We start from the raw sequence: 22,566 nt of genomic DNA, 5'->3' as shown, positions 1-22,566 counted from the left end.
GCAGTCTCGGGAACCGTCAGTCTACTCGCCGGTACGGACGTCTCCGGAGGCGAAAGCCTCCTTGCCGGTGCTGCGGCGGAACGGTTCCAGCGCGTTGCGTTGCGCGTCGGCCCGGGCGATCAGGGCCGGGAAGTCGATGTCGGGGAACCGTTCCTGCAGGCCCGCGATCTCGCCGAGGGTGTGCCAGAGGGTCTTCTTGCCGTCGATGCCCATGACGAGCACCTCGAGTTCGAAGAACCGGCTCAACGGCGAGAACCCGGTCAGCTTCCCGTTCAGCTTCAGCCGGCCGAGCCGCTCGGCGACGACGGCCGCGGCGACCTTCGCCGGGTTCGCCCGGACCTCCAGCCGCCGCATGATGTCCTCGAAGGTCCGGACGTCCTCGGCGATCGCGTCGGCGACCTCGGCGAGCGTCCGGCCGAGGTCGGTGCCGCGGTTGTGGTCGCGCGCGCGGCGGGCCAGCTCGCGCCAGGTGACGCCGAGGGCCAGCTGGTCCCGCAGGTAGATGGCCAAGTAGCCGCTCATCGGGCGCCCCCCTGCCAGCGGAAGAACCCGGCGCCCTGCGCGTACGCCAGGTGGCCGCCGAGCGCCCCGCCCGCGCTCGTCACGGCGAGCCCGAGCGCACCGAGCACCCGGCCGCGGGCCACCCGGCCGCGCGAGCGGGCGGCGTAGGACGCCCCGAACAGCGCGATGGCGACGGCATTGCCGGCGGCGTGGGCGAGCCCGACCCGCCGTTGCCGTTCGTCGAGGTCGGCGTAGTCGAACAGCCCGAGCAGGACGGCCGCCGGCGCGGCCAGCAGCCCGGTGCCGACGAGCCGGCGGGCCGCGTCCTCCTGGCCGGGCACCAGGTCGAACAGCGCCGAGCACACCCAGGCCCCGATCGGCACGGTGACGGCGAGCGGGTGCAGCGGATGCCCCAGCCACCGCCCGCGCAGCAGCCGCCCGGGCACGCTAGCGGCGGCACCCCGCAGCGGCCGCACGAGAGCGGCAGCGGGAGCATCGAGCACACGAGCACCTTCGACGGCGGTCAACGCACGGTGCGGCGGGGCGGGAGTTTCGTCGGCGGTCGGCATGCTGTCCCGGCTACCCCCGCGGCCGCGGTCCAACCGTGGAAGGTGGAGGCGGTTGGTGGCTGCGTGGACTCGGTCGGATTTGCGCCACCCGCGGGCTTTGAGCTCCGGTCGGCGCGGCCGGGTGCCTCGACGAGTGCGGTCCGCCCGCGAGGAACCCAGCCCCATCGCCCCCGCGGAGGTCCCATCCCACCGCGCGCAAACCCACCTCCGGTCGTGGTGCATACCTCCGCCGCGCGCTACCGTGAGCGTCTTGGGCAACGCTCTGCGTGACAGTGGCCGGCCTGGGGGTGGGGATGAGTGCGACGCGCTCCGCGTTCGCCGTGCCGGGGTTCCGGTTGCTCTGGCTGGCCGGGCTGCTCTCCGTCGCCGGGGATCAGCTCGCTCGGGTCGCCTTGTCGATACTCGTTTTCCAGCGCACCGGCTCCGCCGCGCTGAGCGCCGCCACCTACGCACTCTCCATGCTGCCCGCGCTCGTCTCGGGTGCCCTGCTGTCCTGGCTGGCCGACCGGTACCCGCGGCGGCGGGTGATGGTCGCCTGCGACGGGGTGCGGGCGGGGCTGGTCGCCGTCATGGCCGTGCCCGCCGTTCCCCTGCCGCTGCTGGCCGGGCTGCTCGTGCTCGTCCAGCTGGCCGAAGCGCCGTTCTCGGCCGCCCAGGGCGCCGTCCTCCCCGAACTGCTCGGGGCGCGGTACGAGGCCGGGCAAGCGGTCCAGCAGGTTACCACCCAGCTGTGCCTGGTGCTCGGGTTCGCCGCGGCCGCGTTCGTCGTCACCGGCGTCGGCGCGCACGCGGCACTGGCCGTCGACGCCGCCACCTTTGTCGCCTCCGGCCTGCTCATCCGCGCCGGCCTCGGCCGTCATCCGCCGGACGGTGGCGCCGGACGCGAGACGAGCTGGTGGCGGCGGATCGCCGCGGGTGCCGTCGCCGTCGGGCGGGACCGGACCCTCGGCACGCTGCTGTGGCTGGGCTGGCTGGCGTTGTTCACCGTCGTCCCCGAAGGGCTCGCGGTTCCCTTCGCGCAGCAGGCCGGGGTGGGCGGCGAATGGATCGGGGTGCTCCTGGCCGCGGAACCGGCGGGCGCGGTCGCCGGGGCGTTGCTGCTGCGGCGCGTCGCCCGGACCGTCCGGGTGCGCGCGCTCGGCGTCCTGGCCGTCGGGACGTCGGTGCCGCTCGTGGCGTTCTGGGGCCGGCCGTCCCTGGGCGCCGCGCTGGCGTTGCTCTTCGTGTCCGGACTGTGCTCGGCCTACCAGGTCACGGCGGGCGCGACGTTCGTCCAGCTGTCCCCGCCGCCGGTGCGCGGGCGGACGCTCGGCTTCGCCCGGACCGGCATGATCGCCGGGCAGGGGCTCGGGATCGTGGCCGGCGGCGTGCTGGCCCAGCGGGTCGGGCCGGCGGCGGCGATCGCCTGCGCGGGAACCGCGGGAGCGCTGGTCGCGCTCGCCGCGGCCGCGGCCTGGGCCCGCCGCCGCCCGGACGCCGTTTCGGCCGCGTTGCCGGCCGAGGCCTGAAGTCACCATCCCTTGTCGCTCATCGCGGGCTCCTTCCGGTGGCAGGGGAGGGGAAGAGGGGCTTTTCACCAGCCTTTGTCGGTCATCGGCTCGCCTTTCCGTGCGGTTCGTCCGGTACCGGATACCCGCGAATGGTCGCAGCCGCCCGGTCGGGTCGCGCTGCCGGGAATCACCTGACATCCGGCCGCCACGCGACTACCCTGGGCGATCAGGGGATCACCGGCGCGGGGGAGGCGCTGCGATGGGGGAAGACGCGGGCACCGGCGGCGGCCGGACGCCGTGGGAGCTGTGGTCGTTGCCGGGGCGGGTGCGGGTCCTCGTCGTGGGCGTGAGCCTGGCCGCCGCCGGCCTGCTGGCGTTCGCGGCCCGGGCGGCACCGACGTCGCACGAGTGGGTGACGGCGGGTTGGCTGGCGGCGGCGGCTCTGCCGCATCTGCACGCATCGCACGTCATCGAACGGCGGCGGCGTGACCGCACGGGCGCGCCGTACGTCGACCTGTGCAGCGTGTGGATCTTCGCCGGGGTGGTCGTGCTGCCCCTGGTGCTCGAGCTGGTGCTGGTGGCGGCGATCTACGTCCACCGGTGGGTGCTGGTCAACCGGTTCGACGCGGTCCGCCCGCCGCACCGCACCGTGTTCACCGCCGCCACGCTCGCGCTGGCCGCGGCCGCAGCGGCCGCCGTGCTGCACTCGACGGGCGTCCACGAGCGCCTCGCCGGCGGCGCGCGGCCCGGCTGGGCCGACCTGGCCGCCGTGGTCGCCGCGGCCGCGGTGCAGTGGGTGGTCAACACCGGGCTGATCGGCACGGCCATCGCCTGGACGGTCCCGGTCGAGCACCCGCGCCAGCTGCTCGGCAGCGCCTCGGACAACCTGCTGGAGGTCAGCCAGCTGGCGCTCGGCGTGTTCGTCGCGATGGCCCTGCTGTGGTGGCCGCCCGCCGCGCTGCTGATGATCATCCCGACGTTCGCGCTGCACCAGTGCGTCCAGCTCGACCAGCTGAAGCTCGCCGCCCGCACGGACCAGCGCACCGGCCTGCTCAACGCGATCGCCTGGCACGAGCAGGCGGAGCACGCGCTGGCGCGCACCCGCGGCCGGATCGGGGTGCTGATGATCGACCTCGACTGGTTCAAGCGCATCAACGACACGCACGGCCACCCGGTCGGCGACGACGTGCTCGCCGAGGTGGCCACGGTGCTCACCCGCGCGGTCCGCCGCGGCGACACGGTCGGCCGGTACGGCGGCGAGGAGTTCGCCGTCCTGCTGCCCGACGTCGAGGAAGCGGAGGTCCGCGCGATCGCCGAACGCATCCGCGTGCGCATCCGCACGCTGCGCATCACGGCACCGACGGGCGAGCCGGTCCAGCTGTCGGCGACGATCGGCGCGGCCCTGCCCCCATCGGAACCGGGCGCGGGCCTGGACGAGATGATCCGCGCGGCCGACGAGGCGTTGTACGCGGGGAAGAAGGCGGGCCGCGACCGGGTCGCGGTCGCCGGCTGGTGACGGCGGCGGGTTCCGGCTGAGCCGGGGTGGCCGGGGCCGGGTTGCTTTTGCCGGGCGGCTGGGTGCCCGGGTGGCTGGGCGGCCTCGGTCGGCTGGGCGGCCTGGGGTCGGCTGGGCGCAGCGGCCGGGAGCCGCAGGCCTCAATGGCCGGTTCCGCCGAAGGTCGGCCACGTCGGGCGTCGGTCGAGCGGTGGCTGGCTGGTGACGGCGGCGGGTCCCGGCTGAGCCCGGGGTGGCCGGGGTCGGGTCGCTTTGGCCGGGTGGCTGGGTGGCCCGGTGGCCGGGCGGCCTCGGTCGGCTGGGCGCAGCGGCCGGGAGCCGCAGGCCCCAATGGCCGGTTCCGCCGAAGGTCGGCCACGTCGGGGGAAGGTCGAGCGGGGTGGCCGAGGGCCGAGGGCGGTTCTGCCGGGGTCGCCCAGGCCGCGGTGGCCGAGGCCGCGAGTCAATCCGCGGACGGAATCGGCCGGGCTGCGGTAGCTGAGGGCCGCGGGACACTCTCGGTCGGGCCCGGTGGCCGAGGATCGGCCGGGCCGGGGCGCCGCGAATCAGTTCTGACCTGGATCCGCCGGGCCGCGGTGGTTCTGCAAAGCCAACCCCCGGTCGCGGTCGAACTTCACCGAGACTTCCGCACCCACCAACGGACACAGCCGCAGGGCCTCCCGGGTGACCGTGTCGTACAAGTCGTCGGTCGCGGCGCCCGGCAGGTAGATGTCCACCGCCGCGCTCAGCTCGTAGCCGCCGTCCTGGTGGGACAGCGTGGCCTTGGCCGTCACCACGCTTTCCGCCGGCTCCACGTCCAGCGACGTCGCCGCGATCGTCAGCGACTGGTGCAGGCAGGTCGCCAGCGCGGCGGCGTAGAGCCGCTCGGGGTTGAGTGCGTCGGCCGTGCCGTCGCCGGACGGCTCGCCGACCGGGTACGCGAGGTCGCCGCGGCCGTCCACCCGGACGCTGCCGCGGCTCGACGTCGCTTCCGCCGAATAGATCTCCATCGCGTCCTCCGCTGGGGTCGTTCCGGCGCGATTACCCGGCGGAATCCGCTCCACACGTTTCGCGCACCACCAGCGAGTGCGGCGCGACGATCGACCGCGGCGGTTCCGGATCGGCGGCCTGCCGGACCAGCCGGTCGAGGGCGAGTTCGGCGATGCGGTCCTTGTCCGGTGACACCGTCGTGAGCGCCGGCACGCTGTAGCGGCCGTCTTCGATGTCGTCGAACCCCACCAGGGCCACGGCTTCCGGCACCGCGAGACCGCGGTCGGCCGCCGCGCGGAGTGCGCCCAGTGCCAGTTCGTCGGTGAAGCAGAAGACGGCGTCGGGCGGCCGGGGCAGGTCCAGCAGCCGCAGCATCGCCTGGTGGCCGTCGGCCCGGTGCAGGCGCCGCACCGGCACCTCCAGTTCCGGCTCGGCCGGCAGGCCCGCCTCGGCCAGCGCCTGCCGGTAGCCGGCCAGCCGCTGCCGCGCGGTCGCGTTGAGCGAGCGCGGCTGGATGCCCAGGGCCGCGACGCGGCGGCGGCCCGCGGCGATCAGGTGCCGGGTGGCCTCGCACGCGGCGGCGACGTTGTCGATGGCCACGTGGTCGACGCCGCCGGTGCCGTCGTGCTCGCCGAGCAGCACCAGCGGGACGGTGTCGGTGCGCGCGGCCAGCTCCGCCGGGGCCACCGCCCACGGGCTGAACAGGACGCCGTCGACCAGCTGGCTGCGCCGTCCGTGCAGCAGTTCCTTCTCCCGCTCGGCGTCGCCGTCGGTCTGGTCGATCAGCACGGTCAGGCCGCGGGCGCCGGCGATCCGGACCGTCCGCGCGGCGAGCTCGGCGAAGTACGGCGAATCGATCTCCGGGATCACCAGCGCCACCAGCCCGGTCCGGCCGCGCCGCAGCGTGCGGGCGGCCAGGTTGGGCCGGTAGCCGAGGGCGTCGATGCTCGCCTGCACGCGTTCGCGGGTCGCCGGGGCCACGTACCGGAACCCGTTCACCACGTTGGACACCGTGCGCACCGAGACGCCGGCGTGCTCGGCGACGTCACGCAGTTTCGGGTTCACCGGCGCATCGTACCTCTTGCAACGTGGCATGCCACGTTGCAAACTGGGCTGCCACGCCGTCGTGCTCCCAGGAGGTTTTCCGATGACCGCGCACCAGACCACGCCCGCGCCGCTGCCCGCGGCCGAACTCGCGTCGCTGACCGAGCGGCTCGGCACCGACGGCATCATCGGCCTGCCCGGGGCGTTCTCCCGCGACTGGGTGCGGCAGCTCGGCGAAGACATCGACACGGCGTTCGCCGAGGCCCGCGCCCGGCCGGACGGCGCCGTCGGCCGCGGGCCGAACCGCTTCTACGTCGAGATCCACCCGGAGCAGCTGCGCGGGTTCACCGACCTCGTCACCCACCCGTGGATCACCGCCGTCGCCGAGTCGGTGCTGGGCCCGGAGTACCGGATCGTCGAGGTGGGCTTCGACGTCCCGCTCGCCGGCGCGGTCGACCAGCCGTGGCACCGCGACTTCCCGATGCCGGACGAAACCGCCCGCGAACGCCGGCTGACGTCGCTGGCGGTGAACGTCACCGCGGTCGACACCGAACCCGACATGGGGCCGTTCGAGATCGCGCCCGGCACGCACTGGGACGACGGCAGCGCCTTCGAGCACGGCATGTTCCCGCCGCGCGAGGCCTACCCGCGCTACCACGAACTGGCCGCGCGGAAGTTCCCGCGGATGGGCGACATCTCGATCCGCTCGGCGCTGACGGTCCACCGCGGTACCGCGAACCACTCGGCGAAGGCGCGGCCCGTCCTGGTGCTGGGCCTCGACGCGCCCGGCGCGGGCAACGACGAGCGCCACGACACCGCGGTGACGAAGGACTTCTGGGCGGCGCTGCCGGAATCGGTGCGCGCGCACCTGCACTGCCCGGTCGTCGACGTCCTGACGCCCATCACCCAGAAGCACACGATCGAAGGGCTCGTGATGGGTGCCTAGGTTTGGGGGCTACGGGGCTGGGCACCTTCAGGCCATGGCTGATGCGGGAATCACCGAAATGACGGGCCGGGCCGGCGTCGTCGCGGCGCTGCGCCGGGTGCTGCTGGCCTTCGGGGTCGGCGGTGCGCTGGCGTGCCTCGCCTGGATGGCGTTGTGGCTGGCCATGCACCTCTAGGTCTTCAGGCTCCGGCCACGAGTGCTGCGCCGTGGCCGGAGCCTGGTCTCACTGGCAGGCTTCGCAGTCCGGGTCGTCGATCCGGCAGGCGGCGCCGTCGGTGAGCGGGAAGTCGAAGTCCTCCAGCTCGGGCACGGCGACGGATTCTTCCCCGGTGGTGGTGGCGGACATGGGCCCTCCCTTGTGGACGAACAGTTCTCCTGTGTGTAGCGCCGAAGATCGCCGCGCATTCCGTGACGCGCGCCACAGCCGTCCGGCCAGGTGATCCCGGGCGCCGCCGAGCCGTGACGGTGCGATGTTCGGCCGCGGTCGAGCGTGGGTAGCCCGTTCCCGGACGATCGCGGACCGGCGGAAGGTGGCTCACGTGCCGCAATGGGCAGAGGCGGGGCTCTGGGGCCTCGTCGGCGGGGTGGCGCTCGTGCTCGGGGCCGCCATCGCCTGGTGGGCGCGGGTGCCGCGGCGGGTGGTCGCCGGGATCATGGCCTTCGGGGCCGGGGTGCTGATCTCCGCACTCGCCTTCGACCTCGTCGACGAAGCGCAGCGCTCCGGCGGCCTCGCGCCGACCGCGGCCGGCTTCCTCGGCGGCGCCGTCGTCTACGTCCTGATCAACGTGCTGCTGGCCCGCCGCGGGGCCCGGCACCGCAAGCGTTCCGGCGGGCAGCAACCGTCCGAACAGGACACCGCGGGCAGCGGCGCGGCCATCGCCGTCGGTGCCCTGCTCGACGGCGTACCGGAATCCGTCGTGCTCGGCGTCTCCCTGCTCGGGGGCGGCGGCATCGGCGTCACCGTGCTCGCGGCCGTGTTCATCTCGAACGTCCCGGAAGGCCTCTCCAGCGCCGCCGGGATGAAGACCGCCGGGCGCAGTGCCCGGTACGTCTTCGGCGTCTGGGCCGGCATCGCGGTCATCAGCGGGGTCGCGGCCCTGGTCGGCAACCTCCTGCTCCGGACGGCGTCGCCCGCGACCGTCGCCGCCATCACGGCGGTGGCCGCGGGGGCGATCCTGGCCATGATCGCCGACACGATGATCCCGGAGGCGTTCGAACGCACCGAGCTCTACACCGGCCTGCTCGCCACCCTCGGCTTCCTGACCGCGTTCGTCATCGGGCACGCCGGCTGAGGGCGACCGCGACGACGACGCCCGCGGCGGTGAGCACCGCCGTGGCGACCGGGCTCAGGAACTTCGACAGGCTCGGCGCGGTGCTCGGGCCGGCCAGCCACGCCGTCACCACGGCGGCGTAGCCCGCGGCGAGCGCCGCGGCCCACCAGCGGTGGGTCCGGTGGTGCCGGGACCCGATCAGCGCGACGGCGACGGGCACGCCGGACAGCAGGGCGAACTGGCCGGCCACCAGGACCGGGACGGCCCAGGCCGCGGCGAGCACGGCCGTCGAGGTGCGGGGCGGGGTGGTGACGGTCATCGTTGTCTCCTCGGCGAGGGTCAGCGGGTTTCGGCGGTCGTCTTCAGCGCGGCGAGCCAGGCGTCGAGCCCGGCGGCCAGGTAGCGCAGCGCGGTGGCGGGGTCGGCTTCGATCTGCGCGCCCGTCCAGCTCTCTTCGGTGCGCACGTGGACGCCGCCCGGCACCGGCGTGAACGTCCACACGTGCACGCCGCGGTCGATCCGCAGCCCGTCGCCGATCGCCGGCCCGGTCCAGCGGACACACCGGCCCGGCTGCAGCTCCCCGACGGCCGAGGTGATGACCAGCGTGGTCGCCGGCGTCATGGGTGTCGGTGGCGCCGGAGTCGTCCAGCGGAACCGCGCACCCGGCCGCAGCGGCCCGGTGTCGAGCCGCTGCGCGCTGGTGACGGCCGTCTGCCACGCGGGCCAGTGCGCCACGTCGGTGTGCAGCCGCCAGACCCTGGCGGCGGGGGCGTGGATCAGCGTTTCGGTGCGGTGGTGGAGCCGGGCGGCGGGGTCGATGCCCACGCCCTGGCAGCTCGCGGCCGTGGTGGCGGCGGCCGAGGTGGCGGTGCCCGTGAGCCCCGCGGCGACGGAAAGGGCGAGCAGCAGGCGGGTCCCGAGCATGTATCCTCCGGTTGGTTAGTAGCTGTCTTGTTTGTTAGAAGCTATAACTCCGCCGAAGTGAGTGTCAATAGGAAAAGTGATAATCTCTAACGGTGATGAGCGAGAGCCCGCGAGAGCGCTACCGAGCCCAGGTGCGCGCGGAGATCAAGCGGCACGCGTGGGAGCAGATCGCCGCGGCCGGGGTGCCCGCGCTCTCGCTCAACGCGATCGCCAAGCAGCTGGGCATGAGCGGCCCCGCGTTGTACCGGTACTTCGCGAGCCGCGACGAGCTGCTCACCGCCCTGATCCGCGACGGCTACCGCAGCCTGGCCGACACCGTCCGCGCGGCCCGGGACGCCGGCGCCGGCCTGCTCGGGCTCGCGGAGGCGATCTGCGGCTGGGCGCGCAGTGACCCGCAGCGGTACTTCCTCGTCTACGGCACGCCCGTACCCGGCTACCACGCGCCCGGCGACACGACGGCGATCTCGTCCGAGGTGATGGCCGTGCTGGTCGAAGCGTGCGCCGAGGAGGCCGGCGACGAGCCGCCGACGGCGTTCGACACCCACCTCGAGACCCACCGCGAGTGGGCGGGCGGCCATCCCGCACCACCGGCGGCCCTGCACCGCGCGCTGTCCTTCTGGACCCGCCTGCACGGCGTGCTCTCGCTCGAGCTGGCCGGGCACTTCGCCGGCATGGAGTTCGACCCCGGCCTGCTGATCACCGAGGAACTGGCCGCCCTGCGGCGGCGGTGACTCAGCCGGTCTGTGCGCGGATCCAGTCCGCCACGACGTCCACCCGGGCGATCGTCTCGGGTCCGGGCTGCGGGCACGGCGGCCCGGTGTTGACGATGGCCACCAGCGTCCCGGTGCGGTCGTCGCCGGAGAGGAAGAACGGGCCGCCGGAATCCTCCGGGCACGGGCCGTTTTCGACCGTGCGCGTGCCGACCGGCTGCGCCTCCAGGGTCGCCTGGCCGATGCCCGACACCGTGAACCGCCCGCGCTTGAGGTGGTCGGACGGGCCGAGCACGGTCGCCGAGTGCGAACCCCAGCCGGCGAACTGCAGCTCCTCGCCGAGCGGCGGCCGGGTCGTGGCCAGCGCCACCGGGGCGATGTCGTCGACCGGGCTCGCGAGCTTCGCCACCGCCAGGTCGTTCAAAGGCGACTGCCGGACGTCGACGACCTCGCTCGTGTGCCCGCCGGGGTCGGTGTCCTTCAGCCGCCCGACGGTCACGGTCATCGTGTACGGCGGCCGCCCGCCGATCCGGGCGTCCTTCAGGTCGTGGAAGCAGTGCCCGGCGGTGACGACCCACTGCGGCGCGACCAGCGAGCCGCTGCAGGCGCCGCTGCGCACCCCGCCGCCCGGGACGGGGATGTCGTCGGAAGTCAGCTTCGCGTTGAACGGCAGGACCGGGTTCGGCGCCGGCCGGGCGGACGTCGTCACGGGAGCCGGGGCCGGGGCGGCGGGATCCGGCAGGCTGTGCCCGCCGGATCCCGCGGCCAGGACGGGGCCCGCGAACGGCAGCCCGGCCACGGCGTGGGCGAACGCGAGGCCGGCCCCGGCCAGCACCGCGACCGCCACCGCTCGTGCCCGCAACTGCCGTCGTCGATCCGCAGAGGTCCTCACACCTGTAATGCACGGGTGGGAGCGCCGAATGGTTGCGAGAACCGGGCGGCCGGTGCGTTCCCGCCGGTCAGCCGCCCGGTCCGGTGGGACGTCAGGGCCGCTGACCCACCTCGTCGACGTAGGTCTTCACCGTCACCGCCGTTTCGGGGGTGCCCAGGAACTGGTACGTGGTGGCGTCGAAGACGATCACTTCCGGCTTCGCCGCCGGGCTCGAGCCGGGAGGCACCGGCCAGGTGATCCCGACGCCGGGACGACCGGCGCCGTCGGTGACGTGGTCGAGCGCCGTCAGGCCCGGCACCCTCGCCGCCGCCTCGAACAGCGCCGCGTAGGACGCCGGCGGCAGGACCTGCTCGTAGGCGAGGTCGTAGACGCTCTTGCCCATGGAGTTGACGTTGCCCTTCTGGTCGCCGGCCTGGGCCTCGAGGTAGGCGAGCATCGCGTCGGCGGTCGTCGGCAGGTCCGTCCGGTAGACCGGCCGGGGGGTGCAGTCCTGGAGCGTTCCTTCCTTGCGCGGGTCGTTCGTGCCGTACATCGGCGCCTTGCCGTTGCGGCAGCCGCCGTCCTTGACGCCGGCGATCAGGCTGTCGCGGGTGCCGTCGACCGAAAACCAGACCTCGCGGATGTGGTGTTCCGGCTCCTCCGTCTTCACGTACAGGAACTGGTCGGGCCGCGGCGGCTCGGCCGGCTCCTTCAGTGCGTGGTGCGCCGCCGCGGTCAGCACCTTGACCGGGTCGGCGTGCGCGACGCCGGCCCCGACGCCGACCTGGTCGGCGGGGGTCAGCGCGACGACGGCGGTGATCGCCGCGGCCAGGCCCACCGAGGCGCCGGCCACCCAGAGCCGGCGGCGCGGCCGGTGCCGTCGCGGCCCGCGGGCGGCGGCGAGCAGCCGCTCGCGGGCCGGGGCGAGGCGCTCCGCCGGTGCGAAGCCGACGGTTTCCGCGCGGGTGCGGATCAGGTCCAGTTCATCCATGACCCGAGGTCTCCTTCACGAGGTCGAAGGCGCCGAGCTCGGCGCGGACGCGGCCGCGAGCCCGGTTGAGCCGGGATTTGACGGTGCCGACGGGGATGCCGAGCGCTTCGGCGACTTCCTGGTAGGCCAGGCCTTCCGCGGCGACGAGCAGCAGGACGTCCCGCTCGCGGGGCCGCAGGCCGGCCAGGGCCCGGTCGAGCCGCGTGCCGAGGGCCTGCGCGCTGACCTGGTCGGCGACCCGGTCGGCGTGCCCTTCGTCGGCGGGCGGCGGTCCGACGGCGAGCCGGAGCTTCAGTTCGCGCACCTCCGCCCGCCGCTGCCGCGAGACGAGGTTCGTGGCGATCCCGTACAGCCACGGCCGCGCGTCGCGCCGGGCCGGGTCGAACTTCGCCCGCTTGTCGAACGCGATCAGGAAGGTGTCCGCCAGGACGTCGTCGGCGGCCGCCGGGCCGAGGCGCCGGGCCAGGTAGCGGTGGATGTGGCGCGAGTGGCGGTCGAAGATGACCGCGAACAGGCTCGGCTCGTGCCGCGACCGCGCGATCACGCTCGCGTCGTCGTCGGAATCGGTGTCTTCCGGGGTCATCGCCCGCCTTTCGGTCCAGCCGGTGTCACAGGCTGTTCCCGGGCGGGGCGGCGTGGGTTCCGGAAACGGCGGCGGGAGTGACGCAGCTCACTCACGCGCAGTCGATGGCGTCCCCGGTCGCGAGCATGCGCCGGTTCGCCTCGCCGAGGCCGTCGGCCAGCGCGTGCAGCTGGTCCGGGGTGAGGACGTCGATCAGCAGCTCGCGGACCAGCTCGACGTGTCCGGGCGCCGCCTGTTCCAGCAGGGCCGTGCCTTCGTCGGTCAGCACGGCGTAGACGGCACGCGGATCGCTCTCGCACGCGCGCCGGCGCACCAGGCCGGCCCGCTCCAGCTGGCCGATCTGGTAGGTCAGCCCGCTCTTGGAGTTGGCCACCGCGCAGGCGAGCTCGGTCATCCGCAGTTCGCGGTCCGGGGCGCCGCTGAGCCGGGCCAGGATCACGTACTGGAGGTGGGAAATCCCGGAATCCTGCTTGAGCTGCTGGTCGAGCCGCCGGTTGAGCAGCTCGTAGGTGCCGAGGAACGCGTTCCAGGCGCGCTTCTCCTCGGCGTTCAGCCACCGCGGACGACCCATGTCACCACGGTACCTGTTGTTCAAATTCGAACTCAAGCTGCGCTTCGCCGACGGATACGCCGCCACGGCGGACGTCGTCACCTTCGACGGCTTGGCCGACGGTGCCGGGCCCTGGTGTTCGGCGACCCGGTCCGGCCGCTGGTGCGCCTGCACCCGGAGTGCCTGACCGGCGACGTATTCGGCTCCGCCCCCTGCGGTACCTCGCGGCGAAGGGCCGGCACACCGACCACACGCTCGCCCTGCCCGAACTGGCCGGGTGACGCCCGATCCGCCGTTAGGATCGGGGCGTGACGGAGGCGATCGACCCGGGTGGCCGTGTGCGGCTCTTCCGCCGCTGGCCGTCGCTGCTCGTGCGGCTGCTGGACAACGCCGAAGCCGCCGAGGTCGACGTGCCACCCGTCGACGAGCAGGTGCTGGTCCTGGTCAGCGCCGGGACCAAGACGATCGAGTCGCGCCACGGCGCCCGCTGGCGACGCGCCGAATACGGCCCCGGCTCGATCGGGCTGACGGCGCCGGGCCACGAGGCCCGCATCCGCTGGCGCGGCGACGGCCGCACCCGGACGACGCACGTCCACCTGCCGTCCGCGCTGATCGACCGCACGGCCCTCGACCTCTGGGGCCGCGACGCGAACCGGCTCGGCCGCCCGGACGCCCTGGCGGTCGAGGACCCGGTGCTGGCATCGGTGGCGGGAGCCTTGGGCGCGGCGGCGCTGGCCGGCGCGGACGAGCTGTACGCGGAATCGGCGGCGACGTTCCTGGCGGTGCACCTGCTGACCCACCACACGGCGGCGCCCCCGCCCCGCGAGTTCGGCCGCGACGAAGTGCGCATCCGCCGCGCGGTGAAGTTCATCCGCGACAACCACCCCCTCCCGCTGACGCTGGCCGACATGGCGGCCGCGGCGGACCTGAGCCCGTTCCACTTCCTGCGCGTGTTCAAGACGGCGACCGGGCAGACGCCGTACCGCTACCTGACCCGGGTCCGGGTCGAGCGGGCGTGCCGCCACCTGGAGCGCGGGGACCTGTCGGTGACGGAGATCGGGCAGGCGTGCGGGTTCGCGACCCCGTCGCGGTTCGCCGCGGCGTTCCGCGCCCAGATCGGCCAGTCACCCTCGGCGTACCGGGCCGCGGTGCGCGGCTGAGGCGCAATAAACGGTGTCTCCGGCAGCAATCTCGGGAAAGCGCCGCCCAGTGCGGGCCGGTTAGCGTCGGCGGGTGTCCACTTCGGAAATCAGCGTCGAAGCCACCGTCAACGGCGAACGCGTCCGGTTGGCGGTCGATCCGCGGGAGTCGCTGCTCGACGTGCTGCGCGAGCGGCTCGGGCTGACCGGTACCAAAAAAGGCTGCGACCAGGGCCACTGCGGGGCCTGCACGGTGCACCTCGACGGGCGGCGGGTGGTGTCCTGCCTGACGCCCGCTGTGCAGGTCGCCGGGCAGGACGTCACCACCATCGAAGGCGTGGCCGGCCCGGACGGGGCGCTGCACCCGCTGCAGCAGGCCTTCGTCGACCACGACGCCCTCCAGTGCGGCTACTGCACGCCCGGGCAGATCATGTCCGGCCTCGCCTGCATCGCCGAGGGCCACGCGGGCGACGACGACGAGATCCGCGAGTACCTCAGCGGCAACCTCTGCCGCTGCGGGGCCTACGCGGGCATCGTCGCCGCCGTCCGGCAAGTCGCGGGGGAGTCCTGATGCGCCCCTTCGCCTACTACGCGCCCGACAGCGTCGGCTCGGCCGTCGCCGCCCTCCGGGACGCCGGGCCCGGCGCCAAGGTGCTCGCCGGCGGCACCACGCTCTACGACCTGATGAAGCTCGGCATCGAGACCCCGCCCGCCGTCGTCGACGTGCACCGGCTGCCGGAGCTGGCCGCGATCGAACACGGGGAGCGCGAACTCGTCTTCGGCGCCGGCGCCCGGATGGCCGACGTCGCCGAGCACCCCGCCGTCCGCGCGGAGTACCCGGCACTGGCCGAATCGCTGTGGCGGGCCGCGTCGCAGCAGCTGCGGAACATGGCCACCGTCGGCGGGAACCTGCTGCAGCGCACCCGCTGCGGCTACTTCCGCGGCGGCCCGGAATTCCCGTGCAACAAACGGGAACCCGGCAGCGGCTGCGCCGCGCGCGAAGGCCACGACCGCACCCACGCCCTCCTGGGCACCAGCGCCGCCTGCATCGCGACCTACCCCGGCGACTGGGCGGTCGCGCTGCTGGCCTTCGACGCGGTCGTCGACGTCGCCGGCCCGGACGGCGAACGCACCGTCCCGCTGGCGGAACTGCACGTCGAACCAGGGGACGACCCGGCGCGCGAACACACCCTCGGCGACGGCGAACTCATATTGCGGATCCGCGTCCCGGTGACGGCCGCCGGCCGCGGCTCCACGTACCTGAAGATCCGCGACCGCGAGTCCTACGCCTTCGCCCTGGCCTCGGCGGCGGTCGCGCTGACCGTCGAGGACGGCGTCGTCGGCGACTGCCGGATCGCGCTGGGCGGGGTCGCCACCCGGCCCTGGCGGGCGGGCGAAGCCGAACGCGTCCTGCGCGGGGCCCCGCTGACCGTCGAAAACGCCCGCCGCGCCGGCGAAATCGCCTTCGCCGGGGCGCGTCCCGGTACCCACAACGGATTCCGCGTCGAGCTCGGCATCCGCACGGTCGCCGACGCCGTGCGCACGGCCGGAGAGAGGGCCACCCGATGACACCTCGTGTCGACGCCTACGAGAAGGTCACCGGCCGGGCCGCCTACGGCACCGACCGGGTCCCGGACGGCCTGGCGCACGCCGTCCTCGTGCCGGCGCGCACCGGCCGCGGCCGGGTATCCTATGTGGACACCACGGCGGCGGAGGCCGTGCCCGGTGTCCTGCTCGTCGTGACCCGGTTCGACGCGGCGGAACTGCGCGGCCCGGGCTTCATCATGGGCGGCGGGTTCTCCTTCCAGAGCCTGCAGCCGCTGCTGGACGACCGCATCGCCTACCGCGGCCAGCCGATCGCCCTGGTCGTCGCGGAGACCCTGGTCGCCGCCACCGAGGCCGCCGAACTGGTCACCGCGGAGTACGAGCCCGAACCGGTCGCCGTCGACCTCGACGCCGAGGGCGCGACCACCCTGGTGCAGGAAGAGGCGATCCCGCTGCCGTTCCTCGCCGACATCGACTTCGGCGACGCCGACGCGGTGGTCGACGCCAGCCCGGTCCGGATCGAGCGCACCTACGAGCACGCGGCCCAGCACGCGGTCCCGATGGAGCTCAACGGCGCCGTCGCCGAGTGGCGCGGCGACACCCTGGTCGTGCACGAGGGCACGCAGAACGCGGCCGCGGTCCGGCACGGGCTCGCGCAGCAGCTCGGCCTCGACCCGGCCTGCGTCGAGGTCCGCTCGCCCTACGTCGGCGGCGGCTTCGGCCAGAAGAACTCGCTGCAGCCGCACCTGGCGCCGCTCGCACTGGCCGCCCGGCGCCTGGGCCGGCCGGTCAAGCTCGTGCTGACCCGCGCCCAGACCTTCCACAACGGCAGCTTCCGCCCGGCGACCCGGCACCGCGTGCGCCTCGGCGCGGACGAGACCGGCAAGATCCTCGCCGCCGTGCACGAGGTCGACCAGCAGACCTCGCGCCACGACCTGTTCCCGGCCATGCACACCGAGGTCACGTCCCGGCTGTACGGCTTCCCGGCGTTCCGCGGCCGCCACCGCCTGGTGCAGACCGACGTCCAGACGCCCGGCTACATGCGGGCGCCGTTCGAGAGCTCGGCGATGTTCGCGTTCGAGTCCGCGGTCGACGAACTCGCCTACGCCACGGGCCAGGACCCGGTCGCGCTGCGCCTGGCCAACGACACGATGACCGACCCGGTCACCGGACGGCCGTTCTCCACCCGCTTCCTCGCCGAATGCCTGCGCCGCGGCGCCGGCGGCTTCGGCTGGGCCGCGCGCGACCCGCGGCCCGGCTCGATGCGCGCCGACGACGGCTCGCTGATCGGCTGGGGCGTCGCCGCGGGCACCTACCCGGGCCACGCCGCACCCGCCGTCGCGCACCTGAGCGCCACCGCCGACGGCCGCGTCGCGGTCGGGGTCGACGGCCACGAGATGGGCCAGGGCATCCGCTCGGCGATCGCGCTGCTCGTCGCGAACGACCTGGAGATCGACGTCCGTGCCGTCGAGGTTCGCGTGGGCGACACCCGGTACGCGCCGCAGCACCTCACCGCCGGTTCATGGGGCACCGCGACCGCGTTGCCCGCCGTCCACGCGGGACTGCGGGAGCTGCGCGAGCACCTCGACGCCGCCGGCACCGGCGCGGTCGACGTCGCCGCGGCGGTGGCACGGCTCGGGCACCCGGTCGACGTCGAGGTGGCCACGGTCGCGCCCGGGCAGCCGCCCGAGGCGGTCGGGCAGTCGAAGGCCGGGCACCTGGCCATCTCCGGCCCGGTCTACCCCGAATTCAGCACGTTCAGCTGGGTCGCCCACTTCGTCGAGGTCCGGGTCGAGCCGGCGACGTGCCGGATCCGGGTGCCGCGGGTGGTCAGCGTCGTCGACTGCGGGCGCGTCGCGAGCCCGGTCACCGCGGCGAGCCAGGTCCGCGGCGGCGTGGTGTGGGGCATCGGCGGGGCGCTGCGGGAGGAAAGCCTGCCCGGCGCGCGGACCGGCGGCTTCCTCAACGCCACGCTGGAGGAGTACCCGGTCATGGTGAACGCCGACGTCCACCGCATCGACGTCGGCTTCGTGGACCAGCCCGACCCGCGGTTCAACCCGGTGGGGGTGAAGGGGCTCGGCGAGGTCGCGATGGTCGGGGTCGCGGCGGCGGTGGCCAACGCCGTCCACCACGCGACCGGCAAGCGCCACCACCGGTTGCCGATCCGCATCGATGACGTCCTCTGAGCCGGACGACCGACCGGCGGTCTGCCGTCCGGACGCGCTGAGCCCGGCCGGTGCCCGCCGGGCCCAGCCGCGGCGGGGCCTGCTCGGCCTGGTCTTCGTGTTGCCGGTGGCGGCGCTGCTCGCGGCGGGAGCGGGCGGTCCGGTGCGGACGCTGGAGCTGCTCGGGCCGCCCATCACGTTCGCGCTGCCGATCGTGGCGATGATCGCCTTCTGGTGGGAAGACCGGCCGGGCAGCCTGTTGCGCGGCGGCTGGACGGGCGTGGCCGACACGGCGCTCGTGGCCGCCGGCGGAGTGGTACTGGCGCTGCTCGGCCGGGGGAGCGTTCCACTGGCGGCGGGCATCTTCACGCTGATGCTGCAGCTCACCCTCGTCGGCGAAGGCCGGCCTCTCCGCGGCCGCGGCACGTATTGGCCCGGTGTCGTGGCGCTGGTTTCGTGCTGGATCGCCGGGCTGGCGCTCTACCTGGGCATCGTCGGGACCGGCCTGGTGCCGGCCGAGGACTACGCGGGGGTCTTCGCCGTGCTGGGGGCCTGGCAGCTGGTCTTCTTCGTCGCGCTGCGGGGCCGGCCGTTCGCCCGCATCCGGCGGCGCGCGGTCCGCCTGGCGACGGCCCACGGCGTGGTCATCGCCTGCGCGGCGGCGACCCATCGGGTGCCGGCCCCGGTCGCGGGCGCGGCCATCGCGTCGGTGCTCGTGGTGGCGATGCTGTTCGAGGCCTGGCCGGCGATCCGGCTGCCGCCGCTGCCGGGGCGGAGCCTCGTCCTGGTGCTGGTGGCGCTGCTGACGGCCGCGCTGGCGTTCGGGTTGCCGCAGGTCGCGCGCTGGGCCGGCGTGCCGGAAGGCCTCGTCGGCGCGTGGGTCACCCACACGACGCTGACCGCGCTGAGTCTCGCGGTGATCCTGCACGTCGCCGTGTGGCGGCGCTGGCCCGCCTCAGCGGCGTGAGGCCACCGTCGCCAGCTGTTCGGTGATCTCGGCCAGCAGTTCGGTGGCCGCGTCGCCGAGCGCGGCCAGGTCGGCCAGGGTCGTTTCCTCGGTGGTCACGGGCACAGCTAGGCCTCCACGGCTGCGTGGCGCGCGACGACGGCTTCGGCGAAGGCGGTGTGCACGCGCAGGTACTCGTCGCGGCCGACCGCGGTGTCGGCCCATTCGTGCCAGCGGATGTGCGCTTCGGCGACGTCGACGTTCGCGGCGGCGGCCACCGTGGCGGGCGACGTGCCGGCGAGGATCGCGTGGTGCATCAGGGACGGTGACGAGCGCCGGGCGAGTTCGGCCAGCGCGGCGAGGCGGGCGAGCTCCGCGAGCGTGTCGGACGTGACCGGACGCGGGCGCGGCCGGGGCACCGGACGCGAGTTCCCGATGTTGTCGGTCAGGACGCTGGTCATCAAACGACTCCTGGGGCGGAAAGCAACTGGAGCAACCCGAACGGCGGATGTTTACCCCGGCCACAGTGGGGTAAACCTCGTCGCTCGTGATCTCCGTCTCACCGCATCGGGTGGACCACCCGGACGAGCGGCCCACCCGCGCCTCAGCCGGCCCGGACGGCCCCGCAGTGCCACGGGATCCGCTGCGGCCGCACGCTCTCCAACGTCGGGACGACCGGGGCGATCGTGCCGTCGCGGCGGAACGTCAGCTTGTCGATCGTCGTCTCGCGGTGGGTGCCGTCGCCGCCCGGGATGCCGAAGCGGTGGTAGGCGATGTACCAGTCGTCGGTGCCCGGGACCTGCAGCATCGAGCTGTGCCCGGTGCCGAGGACACCCAGGTGGGCGTCCTTGCTCAGGAGCACGCCGCGGTTGGTGAACGGCCCGGTCGGGCTCGGCGCCGTCGCGTAGCCGACGCGGTAGTCCGGGCTGCGGGTGTCGTCGATGGACCAGCTGAGGTAGTACGTGCCCTTGCGCTCCACCATGAACAGTCCCTCGCGGAAGTCGTCGAGGCCGGTCAGGCGGGTGATCTTCGCGGGGTCGTAGGACACCATGTCGTCGTTCAGCGGGACGACGTAGGCGTTGCCGTTGCCCCAGTAGAGGTAGGGCTGTCCGGTGTGGTCGAGGAACACCGCCGGGTCGATGGCCTGGCCGCCGTCGGGGTTCCGGGCGATCAGCGGCTTGCCGGAGTCGACGAACGGGCCGGTCGGGGAGTCGCTCACCGCCACGCCGATCTTGGCCTCGGCGCAGAAGTAGAAGTAGTACTTCCCGCCGCGCTTCGCGATCGTCGGTGCCCAGGCGTTCTTGTCGGCCCAGCCGACGTCCTTGCCGAGGTCGAGGACGACACCCTCGTCTTTCCAGTCGACGAGGTTCTTCGACGACCAGGCCGAGAACTTCGTCCCGCTCCAGCCGTCGAAGCCGTCGGTGGTCGGGTAGAGGTAGTAGGTGTCGCCGAACGCGACGATGTTCGGGTCGGCGTGGTAACCGGGCAGCACGGGGCTGCGGGTTTCGTGCGCCTCGACCGTCCAGACGCGACGCTCGCCGCCGGCGCCGGTCACCGTGAACTGCCTCGGCGAGCTGAGGTTCACCGGCTTCCCGTTGGCCGGCTTGATGGTCGCCCCCGGCGCCAGGCCGAACTCCGGCGCGAGCCGCCGCAGGTCGGTGCCCGGCTCGACCGGGAGCACGACCGTGCCGGCGCCCGCGTCGACGACGGCCGGCGTCTTGAGCGAATCGAGCCGCACCGAGCGGATCGCGGTGCTGTTGGACGGCAGCGTGGCGACCTCGAGCCCGGGCAGCGCCCGGTTGTAGAGCCGCACGTCCTTCATCTTGCCGGTCAGCGTCTTGTCGCCCGCGTACACCGAGCGGCCGAGGTAGTTGGCGGCCGTGACGCCGCCGCCGAGGTCGGCCGGCTTGGTGGTGGCGTTCGCGTTGCGGCCCACCTCGACGCCGTCCAGGTAGAGCACCTCGACCCCGTTGCCGACCGTGAGCGTCACGTTCTTCCACACCCCGCGCGGTAGCCCGCCGCCGGCGTCGGCGGCCTGTTCGGTGGTCCAGTTGCCGGTCGCGATGGCGCCGCGGAACCCGCCGCTCGCCGTGCCGCCGGTGGTGAAGAGGTAGCCGTTGCCGGTGCCGTCCTCGGCCGTGTTGCCCAGGCCCCACAGGAAGTACGGCGTCTGCTGGTTCGGGTCCACGAGGACGTCGGCCGACACGGTCGCCGCCGAAGCGCCGGTGAGCAGGTTGTCCGGCAGCTGGACGTGGCCGTTCTTGCCGCCGAACGCCAGCGAGCCGCCGGCCCAGGAGACGTCACCGGCGAGGGCGCCGTCGTAGCCGTGGCCGGTCGTGTCGGCCGCGACCGTGCCCGACTTCGCGTCGAGCGGCCAGTGCGCGACGAGCCCGGCCGAGTCGGCCTTCGGCGCCGCCGGTGGCGCGCTCAGCCGGTCCATCTCGGCCTGCGTGACCGGCAGGACGGTGCCGTGGCGCGGGGAGGCGGGCAGGTGCGCGCCGGTGGACATCGTCCACTTGCCGGAGTTCAGGTCGGTGGTCTCGAACGGGACGTAGCCGCGGCCGCCGAACTCGTCGATGAACAGGTACCACTTGTTCTCGGTGTTGGACTTGAAGCCGGTCGGCCCTTCGCCGGCGGACAGGCCCGGGCTGGTCGCGGTGGCCTTGCCGAGGCAGTCGGCGACGAAGCCGTAGTGCGGGTCGAGCAGGTCGGTGGCTTTTTCTTCGGTGATGAACTTGCTGCACGGGGTGGACGAGGTGTTGTTGCGCTCGTCCTTGGTGAACCGGTAGTAGGTGTCCTGGTTCTCGAGCACCGTCGAGTCGATCACCGAGTAGCCCGGGTCGATCCACACCTGCGGCGCGCTGAAGGTGACGAAGTCGCGCGTGGTCGCGTACAGCATCCGGTTGTAGCTGTCGCCCGTGTGGTTCGGGTCGTTTTCCGCGTAGAGCTTCGAGGCCCAGTAGACGACGTACGTCCCGCGCTTGGCGTCCCAGAAGGCCTCCGGGGCCCAGGTGTTGCCCGCGGTCGGCGGGGAGACCTGGACGCTGCGCTGGCGCGACCAGTGCGCCAGGTCGGTGGACTCCCAGACCATGATCGACCGGCTGCCGGTGCGCTGGGCGGCGTCCCAGCCGCGGCCGGCGTAGATCCGCAGGTCGGTGGCGAGCAGGTAGAACTTGTCGCCGTCGGGGGAGCGGAGGACGAACGGGTCGCGCACGCCCAGTTCGCCGAGGCTCGACTTGAGGATCGGCCGGCCGTTGTTGAGCTCGGTCCAGTTCAGCGGGTCGTTGCCCTTGCTGAGGGCCGAGTAGATCTGCTCGCCGTCGGACGTGCCTTCGCCGGTGAAGTAGAAGAAGCTGTAGCCCGCCAGGGGTTGCCGGACGGGCTTGGGCACCACGGTGGCGGTGAACCGCCGCGTGGTGCTCTCGCGCCCGAGGCTGACCTTCGCGGTGAGGACGACCTTCGCGGGCGCGGCGCCGGGTGCCGGCCGGGTCACCTCACCGGTCGGCGTGATCACCGACGGCGCGGACGAAGCCCAGGCGACGCTGGTGCCGTCCGGGCCGCTCGTGGGCAGCGTCAGGTTGCCGCGCACGTCGTCGACGCCGGGGACGGACAGCGTGCCCGCGGCGGCGCGGAGGGCGGACCCGGTGTCGGTGGACGGCGCCGCACCGGCGCCGGCGCCGCCGAGCGGGACGAGCGCGGCCGCGACGGCCAGCACGACGCCGAAACGGCGTGGGGAGAACAACTTCATCGTTGTCGGTTCCTTCGGAGGCACGTCGGGGACCGCTCATGTTAACGTTAACATGATTCGGGGTACGCTGACTGTAGGTCGGCGCAGG

26 protein-coding genes are annotated in these 22,566 nt (G+C 73.9%); 13 read left to right on the top strand and 13 right to left on the bottom strand.

Annotated features, from left to right (window positions below; genetic code table 11):
* Positions 1–21 precede the first annotated feature (21 nt).
* Both ACLJPY_RS44230 and ACLJPY_RS44225 read right to left on the bottom strand, forming a co-directional pair.
* Positions 22–522, bottom strand: a complete 501-nt coding sequence (locus ACLJPY_RS44230) for a hypothetical protein (RefSeq protein WP_410596977.1) — start codon at positions 520–522, stop codon at positions 22–24.
* Positions 519–1,070 (bottom strand): DUF2231 domain-containing protein, encoded by a 552-nt coding sequence (locus ACLJPY_RS44225; RefSeq protein ID WP_410596976.1) that lies wholly within the window; start codon positions 1,068–1,070, stop codon positions 519–521. The genes ACLJPY_RS44230 and ACLJPY_RS44225 overlap by 4 nt, the downstream gene beginning before the upstream one ends.
* A 293-nt stretch (positions 1,071–1,363) precedes the next feature.
* Between ACLJPY_RS44225 and ACLJPY_RS44220 the strand changes: the two genes are divergently transcribed.
* Both ACLJPY_RS44220 and ACLJPY_RS44215 read left to right on the top strand, forming a co-directional pair.
* On the top strand, positions 1,364–2,578 hold the full coding sequence (locus tag ACLJPY_RS44220) for an MFS transporter (RefSeq protein ID WP_410596975.1): 1,215 nt from the start codon (positions 1,364–1,366) through the stop codon (positions 2,576–2,578).
* Positions 2,579–2,819: 241 nt separating this feature from the next.
* Complete coding sequence (locus ACLJPY_RS44215; protein WP_410596974.1) at positions 2,820–4,076, top strand: diguanylate cyclase domain-containing protein; 1,257 nt, start codon at positions 2,820–2,822, stop codon at positions 4,074–4,076.
* Between the two features lie 545 nt (positions 4,077–4,621).
* On the opposite strand, the gene ACLJPY_RS44210 is transcribed toward ACLJPY_RS44215, so the two are convergent.
* Both ACLJPY_RS44210 and ACLJPY_RS44205 read right to left on the bottom strand, forming a co-directional pair.
* Entirely contained in the window at positions 4,622–5,065 is a 444-nt protein-coding gene (locus tag ACLJPY_RS44210; protein ID WP_410596973.1) for an OsmC family protein, read from the bottom strand.
* Positions 5,066–5,096: 31 nt separating this feature from the next.
* Positions 5,097–6,110, bottom strand: a complete 1,014-nt coding sequence (locus ACLJPY_RS44205; RefSeq protein WP_410596972.1) for a LacI family DNA-binding transcriptional regulator — start codon at positions 6,108–6,110, stop codon at positions 5,097–5,099.
* 82 nt (positions 6,111–6,192) lie between these two features.
* On the opposite strand from ACLJPY_RS44205, the gene ACLJPY_RS44200 reads away from it, so the two are divergent.
* Both ACLJPY_RS44200 and ACLJPY_RS44195 read left to right on the top strand, forming a co-directional pair.
* A complete protein-coding gene (locus ACLJPY_RS44200) occupies positions 6,193–7,035 on the top strand; it encodes a phytanoyl-CoA dioxygenase family protein (RefSeq protein ID WP_410596971.1) in 843 nt (280 codons plus the stop codon).
* 34 nt (positions 7,036–7,069) lie between these two features.
* Positions 7,070–7,210: a hypothetical protein gene (locus ACLJPY_RS44195; RefSeq protein ID WP_410596970.1), complete on the top strand. Its 141-nt coding sequence runs from the start codon at positions 7,070–7,072 to the stop codon at positions 7,208–7,210.
* 48 nt (positions 7,211–7,258) lie between these two features.
* Here ACLJPY_RS44195 and ACLJPY_RS44190 read toward each other — a convergent pair whose 3' ends face one another.
* Entirely contained in the window at positions 7,259–7,381 is a 123-nt protein-coding gene (locus ACLJPY_RS44190; RefSeq protein WP_410573747.1) for a hypothetical protein, read from the bottom strand.
* A 193-nt stretch (positions 7,382–7,574) separates the two neighbouring features.
* On the opposite strand from ACLJPY_RS44190, the gene ACLJPY_RS44185 reads away from it, so the two are divergent.
* Positions 7,575–8,327 (top strand): ZIP family metal transporter, encoded by a 753-nt coding sequence (locus tag ACLJPY_RS44185; RefSeq protein WP_410596969.1) that lies wholly within the window; start codon positions 7,575–7,577, stop codon positions 8,325–8,327.
* On the opposite strand, the gene ACLJPY_RS44180 is transcribed toward ACLJPY_RS44185, so the two are convergent.
* Positions 8,308–8,625 (bottom strand): hypothetical protein, encoded by a 318-nt coding sequence (locus tag ACLJPY_RS44180; protein ID WP_410596968.1) that lies wholly within the window; start codon positions 8,623–8,625, stop codon positions 8,308–8,310. The genes ACLJPY_RS44185 and ACLJPY_RS44180 overlap by 20 nt on opposite strands.
* A 20-nt stretch (positions 8,626–8,645) precedes the next feature.
* Positions 8,646–9,230, bottom strand: a complete 585-nt coding sequence (locus ACLJPY_RS44175; RefSeq protein ID WP_410596967.1) for an SRPBCC family protein — start codon at positions 9,228–9,230, stop codon at positions 8,646–8,648.
* Positions 9,231–9,325: 95 nt separating this feature from the next.
* Here ACLJPY_RS44175 and ACLJPY_RS44170 point away from each other — a divergent pair, with 95 nt between their 5' ends.
* Positions 9,326–9,961 carry a TetR/AcrR family transcriptional regulator gene (locus ACLJPY_RS44170; protein WP_410596966.1) on the top strand — a complete coding sequence of 212 codons (636 nt, stop codon included), beginning with the start codon at positions 9,326–9,328 and terminating at the stop codon, positions 9,959–9,961.
* 1 nt (position 9,962) lies between these two features.
* Here ACLJPY_RS44170 and ACLJPY_RS44165 read toward each other — a convergent pair whose 3' ends face one another.
* The 4 genes from ACLJPY_RS44165 to ACLJPY_RS44150 form a co-directional block, all read right to left on the bottom strand.
* On the bottom strand, positions 9,963–10,832 hold the full coding sequence (locus ACLJPY_RS44165) for a S1 family peptidase (protein ID WP_410596965.1): 870 nt from the start codon (positions 10,830–10,832) through the stop codon (positions 9,963–9,965).
* 91 nt (positions 10,833–10,923) lie between these two features.
* Positions 10,924–11,802 (bottom strand): CU044_5270 family protein, encoded by an 879-nt coding sequence (locus tag ACLJPY_RS44160; RefSeq protein ID WP_410596964.1) that lies wholly within the window; start codon positions 11,800–11,802, stop codon positions 10,924–10,926.
* Complete coding sequence (locus ACLJPY_RS44155) at positions 11,795–12,385, bottom strand: RNA polymerase sigma factor (protein ID WP_410596963.1); 591 nt, start codon at positions 12,383–12,385, stop codon at positions 11,795–11,797. The genes ACLJPY_RS44160 and ACLJPY_RS44155 overlap by 8 nt, the downstream gene beginning before the upstream one ends.
* A gap of 91 nt (positions 12,386–12,476) precedes the next feature.
* Positions 12,477–12,956, bottom strand: a complete 480-nt coding sequence (locus tag ACLJPY_RS44150) for a MarR family winged helix-turn-helix transcriptional regulator (protein ID WP_410596962.1) — start codon at positions 12,954–12,956, stop codon at positions 12,477–12,479.
* Between ACLJPY_RS44150 and ACLJPY_RS44145 the strand changes: the two genes are divergently transcribed.
* The 7 genes from ACLJPY_RS44145 to ACLJPY_RS44115 all read left to right on the top strand — a co-directional run bounded on the left by ACLJPY_RS44145 (position 12,955) and on the right by ACLJPY_RS44115 (position 18,751).
* Positions 12,955–13,122: a hypothetical protein gene (locus tag ACLJPY_RS44145; RefSeq protein ID WP_410597063.1), complete on the top strand. Its 168-nt coding sequence runs from the start codon at positions 12,955–12,957 to the stop codon at positions 13,120–13,122. The two genes, ACLJPY_RS44150 and ACLJPY_RS44145, sit on opposite strands and share 2 nt — an antisense overlap.
* The gene (locus tag ACLJPY_RS44140) at positions 13,071–13,247 is read left to right on the top strand and encodes a hypothetical protein (protein WP_410596961.1); all 177 of its coding nucleotides are present in this window, start codon (positions 13,071–13,073) and stop codon (positions 13,245–13,247) included. Before ACLJPY_RS44145 ends, ACLJPY_RS44140 begins: the two co-directional genes overlap by 52 nt.
* Complete coding sequence (locus ACLJPY_RS44135) at positions 13,244–14,095, top strand: helix-turn-helix domain-containing protein (RefSeq protein WP_410596960.1); 852 nt, start codon at positions 13,244–13,246, stop codon at positions 14,093–14,095. The genes ACLJPY_RS44140 and ACLJPY_RS44135 overlap by 4 nt, the downstream gene beginning before the upstream one ends.
* 73 nt (positions 14,096–14,168) lie before the next feature.
* On the top strand, positions 14,169–14,645 hold the full coding sequence (locus tag ACLJPY_RS44130) for a (2Fe-2S)-binding protein (protein WP_410596959.1): 477 nt from the start codon (positions 14,169–14,171) through the stop codon (positions 14,643–14,645).
* Positions 14,645–15,643 carry an FAD binding domain-containing protein gene (locus ACLJPY_RS44125; protein WP_410596958.1) on the top strand — a complete coding sequence of 333 codons (999 nt, stop codon included), beginning with the start codon at positions 14,645–14,647 and terminating at the stop codon, positions 15,641–15,643. The genes ACLJPY_RS44130 and ACLJPY_RS44125 overlap by 1 nt, the downstream gene beginning before the upstream one ends.
* Entirely contained in the window at positions 15,640–17,805 is a 2,166-nt protein-coding gene (locus ACLJPY_RS44120) for a xanthine dehydrogenase family protein molybdopterin-binding subunit (protein WP_410596957.1), read from the top strand. The genes ACLJPY_RS44125 and ACLJPY_RS44120 overlap by 4 nt, the downstream gene beginning before the upstream one ends.
* On the top strand, positions 17,792–18,751 hold the full coding sequence (locus ACLJPY_RS44115; RefSeq protein WP_410596956.1) for a hypothetical protein: 960 nt from the start codon (positions 17,792–17,794) through the stop codon (positions 18,749–18,751). Before ACLJPY_RS44120 ends, ACLJPY_RS44115 begins: the two co-directional genes overlap by 14 nt.
* A 107-nt stretch (positions 18,752–18,858) precedes the next feature.
* Here ACLJPY_RS44115 and ACLJPY_RS44110 read toward each other — a convergent pair whose 3' ends face one another.
* Complete coding sequence (locus tag ACLJPY_RS44110) at positions 18,859–19,191, bottom strand: hypothetical protein (protein ID WP_410596955.1); 333 nt, start codon at positions 19,189–19,191, stop codon at positions 18,859–18,861.
* A 143-nt stretch (positions 19,192–19,334) separates the two neighbouring features.
* Positions 19,335–22,478 carry a family 43 glycosylhydrolase gene (locus tag ACLJPY_RS44105; protein WP_410596954.1) on the bottom strand — a complete coding sequence of 1,048 codons (3,144 nt, stop codon included), beginning with the start codon at positions 22,476–22,478 and terminating at the stop codon, positions 19,335–19,337.
* Between the last annotated feature and the right edge of the window lie 88 nt (positions 22,479–22,566).

The organism is Amycolatopsis sp. lyj-23 (assembly GCF_046549135.1).
GTDB lineage: Bacteria > Actinomycetota > Actinomycetes > Mycobacteriales > Pseudonocardiaceae > Amycolatopsis.
This window is presented reverse-complemented; position numbering and strand designations above follow the sequence as displayed.